The sequence below is a fragment of the Angustibacter peucedani genome, assembly GCF_054779595.1.
In genome coordinates, this window is sequence record NZ_BAAGXY010000182.1 from 1 (window position 1) to 2791 (window position 2791).

General features: G+C 51.4%; 6 protein-coding genes. All 6 read left to right on the top strand.

Annotated features, from left to right (window positions below):
• Positions 1-149: 149 nt before the first annotated feature.
• From ACYVJ4_RS18635 to ACYVJ4_RS18660, 6 genes are read left to right on the top strand one after another with little or no spacing between them, the layout of a single operon-like run.
• Positions 150-371 (top strand): ParE family toxin-like protein, encoded by a 222-nt coding sequence (locus tag ACYVJ4_RS18635; protein WP_032103971.1) that lies wholly within the window; start codon positions 150-152, stop codon positions 369-371.
• On the top strand, positions 368-781 hold the full coding sequence (locus ACYVJ4_RS18640; RefSeq protein WP_023294928.1) for a hypothetical protein: 414 nt from the start codon (positions 368-370) through the stop codon (positions 779-781). Before ACYVJ4_RS18635 ends, ACYVJ4_RS18640 begins: the two co-directional genes overlap by 4 nt.
• Positions 782-1006 (top strand): hypothetical protein, encoded by a 225-nt coding sequence (locus ACYVJ4_RS18645; protein ID WP_032103970.1) that lies wholly within the window; start codon positions 782-784, stop codon positions 1004-1006. It abuts the gene before it with no gap.
• A complete protein-coding gene (locus ACYVJ4_RS18650; protein WP_108454207.1) occupies positions 1003-1149 on the top strand; it encodes a hypothetical protein in 147 nt (48 codons plus the stop codon). Before ACYVJ4_RS18645 ends, ACYVJ4_RS18650 begins: the two co-directional genes overlap by 4 nt.
• 7 nt (positions 1150-1156) lie before the next feature.
• Complete coding sequence (locus tag ACYVJ4_RS18655; protein ID WP_023294930.1) at positions 1157-1393, top strand: excisionase family protein; 237 nt, start codon at positions 1157-1159, stop codon at positions 1391-1393.
• 55 nt (positions 1394-1448) lie between these two features.
• Entirely contained in the window at positions 1449-2762 is a 1314-nt protein-coding gene (locus tag ACYVJ4_RS18660; protein ID WP_023294931.1) for a tyrosine-type recombinase/integrase, read from the top strand.
• Positions 2763-2791 lie beyond the last annotated feature (29 nt).

Genomic DNA, 2791 nt, shown 5'->3' on the forward strand with positions numbered 1-2791 from the left:
CCCTGATTTTACCGGGCGGGTAGTTCTGCACATCGAGAACGGGAGGGTGATATGCGACCGCCGGCTGCTCGACGACGAGCACATTTGCTCACTGGCCACGTTTATCGAAATGGCGCGCGAAATGGAGCTGAGATTTGAGGAGGTAGCTGGTGGCACTGACAGCGATACGAATTCCTGAGTGGGTTCACTTTCAGGCAGTGAAGATTCTCCTGCAATTCCGGCAGCAGCGGATTTCACCGCGGCGAATGCGTCGGACTGGTTACCTCAGCCTTAAAGTGAACCTTCGGTGGAGGCTGCTTTCACGTGATGGAGGACAGAACTGGGAAGTTATGAGTCACGAACGATACAACGAAGTTAAGGACCGGAAATGAACGATAAACGCACCGTAAGCATGATTGACCTGGCATTACAGAAACATGGTACGCCAGTTGGCCCACTGTACGTGGCGGTACGCCACAGACGTATCAAAAAATGCTTCACGCGAGATACGGCGATCCGCTATCTGGCTTTCTTCATGACCACCGAGGCTTTTGAGCGTTCTGGTTTTCCGCAGCGTCACCCGAGGGTGCGTATTGATCGCGATGATATGGAGGTATGGCGAGATGGGGAAACAAAAGCGGAGTATCTGGCCGCCCACCAGCGTTGTGTTCGCCGTCTGCGTCGTATCCTGGCGCGCAAGCGAGAAATGGAGAAATGGTGTGCAAAATGGGACGCGATGCACGAGCGCTACGTCAAAGAACGTGACGAACTCAAAGCAACAAAGCCTGCCGGGGTACGCTGAATGAAAATCCAATACCAAGACTATGGCGCTGTAGCAAATATCGTTATCTCCAGCACCGTATTCGAGTACCGGAAGCATAACAGGGTAGTTGAAAACACTCTGTTTCTGGTGCCAGCCGTAGTGAGTTCACGGCACGGAACTTTCATCCTGAAAACGGTTATTTCTGGTAAAAGCCGTGATGCATTACGCGCTTACAGAACTGCAATCAGGGAGGCGGCACGATGAATACAGCTTTTGAAATATGGGTTCGTAAGCGATACGGAAACCGCTACGACCTGACACGGGATATTCAGGGGCTTTATTGCCGGGAAGTGGTTAAGCGGATGTTTGAAGTGTGGTGCCACTGCTGTGGCCTGGATGTAGTGTGAGGTGATTATGAGCGACGTTGTTCTTCTGGTACCGAATGACTGGGTTAGCGAAAAGGTTCTGATTGCGGTTACCGGGCTCAAGCCCGGAACCATCCTCCGGGCCAGAAAAGAATGCTGGATGGTTGGGCGGGAATATGTGCACGTTTCACCGGACGGAAATCCGAAACCTTCCAGCGAGTGCATGTACAACCGTAAAGCGGTCGATGCGTGGGTGGCCTCAATGAAAAACAAACAGCCTGGGTGATCTGAGGCCATGAAAAAGGTAATCTCATATCGCTCTTGGGCGTCTGGAGGAATCAATGGATAGAGTTACATATCCAACAGGCGTCGAAAACCACGGTGGCACATTGCGCATCTGGTTTAATTTCAAAGGTAAGCGTGTCAGGGAGAGCCTCGGTGTCCCTGACACCGCTAAGAACAGGAAGATCGCCGGGGAACTGCGGACATCGGTATGTTTTGCCATCAGAACAGGCACATTTGAGTACGCGGCACAGTTTCCGGACTCCCCTAACCTCAAGACTTTTGGGGTGGGGAAGAAAGAAATTACAGTGTCAGAGCTTGCCGAAAAGTGGCTGGATCTGAAGAGAATGGAAATCTGCGCGAACGCACTCAACCGTTATGAGTCGGTCACAAGGAATATGGTGCCAAGGATCGGGGGTAATCGGCTGGTGTCGGCGGTGACGAAAGAGGAATTACTGTATATCAGGAAAGATTTACTGACCGGTCACCAGATGCCAATGAAGGGGAAGGTCCCGGCAAAGGGAAGAAGTGTTGTCACCGTAAATTATTACATGACAACTATTGCCGGAATGTTTCAGTTTGCCGCAGATCACGGTTACTTAGAGGCGAACCCATTCGACGGGATCAAGCCTCTCAAAAAAGCCAGGGCAGAGCCAGATCCGCTAACTCGTGACGAATTTATTCGCCTGATTGATGCATGCCGGCATCAGCAGACGAAAAACCTGTGGTCACTAGCAGTATACACAGGGGTCCGTCATGGGGAGCTGACCTCCCTGGCCTGGGAGGATATCGATCTTGAAGCTGGAACAATAACAATCAGGCGCAATTATACAAAACTGGGTGAATTCACTCTACCGAAAACTGAGGCCAGTACCAACAGAGTGATACACCTCATTCAGCCTGCGATCAGCGTCCTGAGGAATCAGGCGGAAATGACCAGGTTTGGAAAAAAGCATCAAATCGATGTTCAGCTGCGCGAATACGGCAGAACTGAGAGCCACGAGTGTACATTTGTTTTCAACCCTCAACTGGTCAGAAGATGTCAGCAGGTGGGGATCATCTACAAAGTCGACTCGATAGGTGATTTATGGGACGCAGCGATGAAGCGAGCAGGGATAAGGCACAGGAAAGCATATCAGTCGCGTCACACGTATGCATGCTGGTCACTGTCAGCTGGCGCTAACCCCAGCTTCATTGCCAGTCAGATGGGCCATGCGAGCGCCCAGATGGTCTTCAACGTATACGGTGCGTGGATGGCAGACAGCAGTAGTGAGCAGATCGCAATGCTGAATCAGAGGCTCGCGGATTTTGCCCCACAGATGCCCCAAAGCATACCTAGCGGCACCAGAGCATTATTGAAATCAGTAAGTTAGTTAATAACGCCCGACATGTTAACTGCGTG

Bases quoted from the DNA above. Each gene is read 5' to 3' on its own strand.
- ACYVJ4_RS18660 (WP_023294931.1), top strand. From the start codon at position 1,449: ATGGATAGAGTTACATATCCAACAGGCGTCGAAAACCACGGTGGCACA.
- ACYVJ4_RS18650 (WP_108454207.1), top strand. From the start codon at position 1,003: ATGAATACAGCTTTTGAAATATGGGTTCGTAAGCGATACGGAAACCGC.
- ACYVJ4_RS18655 (WP_023294930.1), top strand. From the start codon at position 1,157: ATGAGCGACGTTGTTCTTCTGGTACCGAATGACTGGGTTAGCGAAAAG.
- ACYVJ4_RS18645 (WP_032103970.1), top strand. From the start codon at position 782: ATGAAAATCCAATACCAAGACTATGGCGCTGTAGCAAATATCGTTATC.
- ACYVJ4_RS18640 (WP_023294928.1), top strand. From the start codon at position 368: ATGAACGATAAACGCACCGTAAGCATGATTGACCTGGCATTACAGAAA.